The 5023-nt window shown below is 34.9% G+C and carries 4 protein-coding genes and 1 riboswitch; all 4 genes read right to left on the bottom strand.

The genetic code is table 11. The features are described 5' to 3' along the window. Positions 1-154 precede the first annotated feature (154 nt). The 4 genes from gcvPB to BU038_RS11775 all read right to left on the bottom strand — a co-directional run bounded on the left by gcvPB (position 155) and on the right by BU038_RS11775 (position 4802). A complete protein-coding gene (gene gcvPB, locus BU038_RS11790) occupies positions 155-1630 on the bottom strand; it encodes an aminomethyl-transferring glycine dehydrogenase subunit GcvPB (RefSeq protein WP_107606180.1) in 1476 nt (491 codons plus the stop codon). Then, the gene (gene gcvPA, locus BU038_RS11785; protein ID WP_107606179.1) at positions 1620-2969 is read right to left on the bottom strand and encodes an aminomethyl-transferring glycine dehydrogenase subunit GcvPA; all 1350 of its coding nucleotides are present in this window, start codon (positions 2967-2969) and stop codon (positions 1620-1622) included. The genes gcvPB and gcvPA overlap by 11 nt, the downstream gene beginning before the upstream one ends. A gap of 21 nt (positions 2970-2990) precedes the next feature. Beyond that, positions 2991-4085, bottom strand: coding sequence for a glycine cleavage system aminomethyltransferase GcvT (gcvT, locus tag BU038_RS11780; RefSeq protein ID WP_107606178.1), 1095 nt, complete (start codon positions 4083-4085; stop codon positions 2991-2993). 81 nt (positions 4086-4166) lie between these two features. After that, positions 4167-4285: riboswitch (glycine riboswitch) on the bottom strand. Next, positions 4263-4802, bottom strand: a complete 540-nt coding sequence (locus BU038_RS11775; protein WP_158262799.1) for a shikimate kinase — start codon at positions 4800-4802, stop codon at positions 4263-4265. (Overlaps the previous riboswitch by 23 nt.) Between the last annotated feature and the right edge of the window lie 221 nt (positions 4803-5023).

The raw sequence follows: 5023 nt of genomic DNA, 5'->3' as shown, positions 1-5023 counted from the left end.
ATATTAGGAAATTAGCAGCTCTACGAGCTGAAAATTTCTTGGACAAAATAAAAAAGGAACGATTTTCATTTTTATATGTGAAAATCGTCCTTTTTATTAGGTTCCAGAACAATTATGTCCCGGCCCCTTAATTATGATAACTAAATAGTTAATTTTATAGTTTTTCTTCGTGTAAGTTCTCGAATTTCAAGACTGGATGTCTAGCTGCCTTAGTTTCATCTAGTCTATCGATTACAGTATTATGAGGTGCTTCAAGCACTTTGTCTGGATCTTCTTTTGCTTCTTCAGCGATTTGAATTAATGCATCACAGAAGTAATCTAAAGTTTCTTTAGATTCAGTTTCTGTAGGTTCAATCATCATACCTTCTTCCACGTTAAGCGGGAAGTAAATTGTAGGTGGATGAACACCAAAGTCTAATAAACGTTTCGCCATATCTAATGTACGAACGCCTTCTTTTTTCTGTTTAGATCCACTTAATACGAATTCGTGTTTACAATATTGGTTATATGGAATGTCAAATGCATCTTTTAGACGCGCTTTAATGTAATTGGCATTAAGAACAGCAGCTTCTGATACTTCTTTAAGGCCAATATTACCCATTGTTCTAATGTACGTATATGCACGTAAATAGATTCCAAAGTTACCATAGAATGGTTTAACACGACCGATAGAATCTTTAATATCATTGTCGTATTTATAAGTGTCGCCATCTTTGATTACCATTGGTTTAGGTAAGAAGCTAGCAAGTTCTTTTTTAACTCCAACAGGACCTGAACCTGGTCCACCACCGCCGTGAGGCCCAGTGAATGTTTTGTGTAAGTTTAAATGTACAGCATCAAAGCCCATATCTCCAGGTCTTACTTTATCCATGATCGCGTTTAAGTTTGCACCATCATAGTACAATAGACCGCCAGCATCATGAACAATTTTACCGATTTCCATAATGTTATGTTCGAAAATACCTAAAGTATTTGGGTTTGTTAACATAATTGCAGCTGTATTTTCGTTAACAAGACGTTTTAAATCTTCAACGTCTACTTCACCGTTTTCATCAGATTTAACTGTAACTGATTTGAAACCAGCGAAAGCTGCTGAAGCAGGGTTTGTACCATGTGCTGAGTCAGGAACAATTACTTCGTCACGGTGACCTTCACCATTTTTTTCATGGTATGCTTTGAAAATCATTAATGCTGTCCATTCACCATGCGCACCTGCAGCAGGTTGCAATGTTACTTCATCCATACCTGTAATTTCTTTTAATTCTTCTTGTAAACTATGAATAATTTCTAAAGAACCTTGAATTTGAGATTCTTCTTGTAATGGATGTGCTTCCGCAAACCCAGGGATACGTGCTACTTTTTCGTTGATTTTAGGGTTGTACTTCATAGTACATGATCCTAAAGGATAGAAACCAGTATCTACACCGAAGTTCTTGTTAGATAACTCAGTATAGTGTCTTACTAAGTCTAATTCTGATACTTCAGGGAATTCTGCTTTATTTTTACGGATGAATTTATCATCTAATAATTCTTCTACTGCATTTGTATCAATCTCTTTTTTTGGAAGAGAGTATGCATATCTTCCTGCTCTTGAACGTTCGAAAATTAATGGACTTGATTTACTGACCATTAATCTCACCCACTTTCTTCACAAAAGTATCAATTTCATCTTTTGTTCTTAATTCAGTGACCGCAACTAGCATTGCGTGTCCCATATCGTCATTGATTTCAGTTAAATCGAAACCGCCAATAATACCCTCTTCTAATAATTGACCATTTACTTCTTTAACAGGTTTGTTCAACTTAATAACGAACTCATTATAAGATGTACCTGGTAAAACCTCTACACCTGCTTTTTCAAACTCTTTTTTAGCATAGTTAGCATTTTCAAAGTTTTGCTCAGCAATATCTTGAATACCTTGTTTGCCTAATGCTGACATAGCGATTGAAGATGCTAAAGCATTTAATGCTTGGTTTGAACAAATGTTCGAAGTTGCTTTATCACGACGGATATGTTGTTCACGCGCTTGTAGAGTTAATACGAAACCACGATTTCCATGGTCATCATTTGTTTGACCAACTAAACGGCCTGGGATTTTACGCATCAATTTTTTTGTCGTTGCAAAGAAACCACAGTGTGGTCCACCGAATTGACTAGGAATACCGAATGGTTGTGTATCACCTACAACAATATCTGCACCGAATTCACCTGGAGGTGTTAACAAGCCAAGTGAAAGTGGATTTGCATAGACAATGAATAATGTCTTTTTACTTTTGATAAATGATTTAACTTTTTCTAAATCTTCAATAGAACCATAGAAGTTAGGATATTGAACAGCTACTGCTGCTGTATATTCATCGATAGCTGCGTCTAATTTTTCTAAATCAGTTACAGTACCATCTAAATCAACTTCTACAATTTCATATTCACTTCTAACTTTTGAGTAAGTATGAAGTACTTGTAATGCTTGATAATGCAATCCTTTAGAAACAACAATTTTATTCTTTTTAGATTGACTAAGTGCTAAAATACATGCCTCAGCAAATGCTGTCATACCATCATACATTGATGAGTTTGCAACATCCATACCTGTTAGTTCACAAATTAGAGTTTGGAATTCAAAGATTGCTTGAAGTTCCCCTTGTGAGATTTCAGGTTGATAAGGCGTATATGCTGTATAGAATTCTGAACGTGAAATCATAGCATCTACAACAGCTGGTGCGTAATGGTCGTAAACACCTGCACCTAAGAATGAAGTATGATCTTCTTTTGTAATGTTTTTATTAGCAACTCTGCTAAGACGTTTGAATAAAGTAGTTTCATCTTCTCCATTTGGAATATCTAACTCTCTATCTAATAAAATTTCTTTTGGCACATCTCCGAATAACTCTTCAATTGAGCTTGCGCCGATTGTTTCTAACATTTCTTTCTTGTCTTTTTCAGTTAATGGTATATAACGATGACTCACCACTGCCACCCCTTCATTAAATTATTTACTGATTTGATTTTTCTTGACAATTTTAGCTTTGACTTGACGCTTTCTTACTTGAACGATGACTTCTTTGCCCATTTCGAATTCATCACGGTCAATCATTGCTAATGCAATGCCTTTTCCAGTTGCTGGCGATTGCGTACCAGATGTAACTTGCCCAATTTTGTTACCCTCTAAGTCTAGCACATCATAGCCAGTTCTTGGGATACCTTTTTCAATCATTTCTAAACCAACTGATCTAAGTTTTGCTCCATTTTCTTTTTGGTCTTTCAATACTTCTTTTCCGATGAAGTCTGCTTCAATCAATGGTTTAGCAGCGAATGCGATTCCACCTTCATAAGGTGTGATATCTTCTGATAATTCTTGGCCATGTAAAGGTAAGCCAGCCTCTAAACGAAGTGTATCGCGAGCGCCTAATCCAGCTGGTTTTAAATCTGCATTTTCTAAAAGACCATCCCAAATATCTACGACATCTTTAGAATCGCAATAAATTTCAAAACCATCTTCACCAGTATAACCTGATTGAGATAAGATGACATTTTTCCCAAAGATTTTAACGTCTTTTTTGAATTCGAATGGTTTCATTTCAGAAACATCTACATCAACTAAGCTTGCAACATAATCACGAGCTTTTGGTCCTTGAACTGCTAGTTGACCGTATTGATCTGAAACATTTTCGACATTTACATCGAATTTATCTGAGTGAGACTTAATCCACTCATAGTCTTTATCTGTATTTGCAGCATTAACCACTAGTAAAAACTTATTATCATCTAATTTATAAGTGATTAAATCATCAATCACGCCGCCTTTTTCATTACAAAGTGCAGTGTATTGCGCTTTGTTGTCTGATAATTGGTCAGTATCATTTGAAAGCACATATTGAATGAATTCTGATGCATCTTTGCCTTCAATTAATACTTCGCCCATATGGCTGACGTCAAAGATTCCCATAACTTCCCTTACTGCGTTATGTTCTTCTTTGATACTAGAAAATTGAACAGGCATTGCCCATCCACCGAATTCTACAATTTTTGCTCCGCTTTCAATAAAACGGTCGTATAATGGTGTCTTTTTTAAGTCGTTTGACATCTTGCAACCCCCTATATGTGATTAAATATTAAAAACAGGATAGCAAAACCAATTGCTATCCTGTAGTTACCTTCAGGAATGCGTCACAGTATTATCCTTTTGCCTGAGAGATTCGATATAACATCTTGCACCTTCGGCGATGAATCCTAACCAAAATAGTTATAATGTTTTGGTCATTCATTCTCTCCAATACTGATCATTCGCTATAATCATATTCATCAAATTTTGATGTAATATTTTTAAGTCATTTTCTGTATCCATTCTGCTGAATGCGATTTCATTATATCGTGAAACCCTTGATAAATACAACCTTTTTAATTCATCGAATGCTTTATTTGCAGCGTTGGGTCGATTACTATCATTTTTAATTCTATCGAATATAAGTTGAATGCTTGCATCTAACCAAATAATAAATTTATAGTGAGATAAAATTTCCATAGAATCAGCACTTTCAATCACACCGCCGCCAGTAGAAATGACATCATACTCATTAATAGCTTCCTGTAGATATTGTGCTTCCAATTTTCTAAAACCGAGTTCTCCTTGTGATTTAAAGATTTCGGGGATGGATTGATTAGTTCGAAATTCAATCAATTCATCTAAATCGATAAAGCTTTTCCCCTCTTTTTCGGCAATATATTTTCCTAAAGTTGTCTTACCTGTTCCCATAAACCCTATGAAAATGATGGGTTCTTTTTTAACTTCCTTGTTTTTCATATTTATCATCCTTCTCAACAATTTGTTCTAGTTGTTGTTTATAGTAGATGTTAAGGTTGTGTATTGTCTTTAATTTTAAGCTATATTGATAGCTATAGGAAGTCAAAATAAGAATAAAAATCATAAAAAATATCGTTGTAAACGGTAATAGGTAACCTTTTAGACTATAAGTATAGAACTTTGTAATATTTTTCATCTTTTTCAATCAGTGTCATTTCCAC

This window comes from Staphylococcus simulans, from assembly GCF_003043455.1.
Taxonomy (GTDB): Bacteria; Bacillota; Bacilli; order Staphylococcales; family Staphylococcaceae; genus Staphylococcus; species Staphylococcus simulans_A.
Note: the sequence above shows the minus strand (reverse complement) of the source record. Positions and strands in the feature narration are given on the sequence as shown.

Bases quoted from the DNA above. Each gene is read 5' to 3' on its own strand.
- gcvPB (WP_107606180.1), bottom strand. From the start codon at position 1,630: ATGGTCAGTAAATCAAGTCCATTAATTTTCGAACGTTCAAGAGCAGGA.
- gcvT (WP_107606178.1), bottom strand. From the start codon at position 4,085: ATGTCAAACGACTTAAAAAAGACACCATTATACGACCGTTTTATTGAA.
- BU038_RS11775 (WP_158262799.1), bottom strand. From the start codon at position 4,802: ATGAAAAACAAGGAAGTTAAAAAAGAACCCATCATTTTCATAGGGTTT.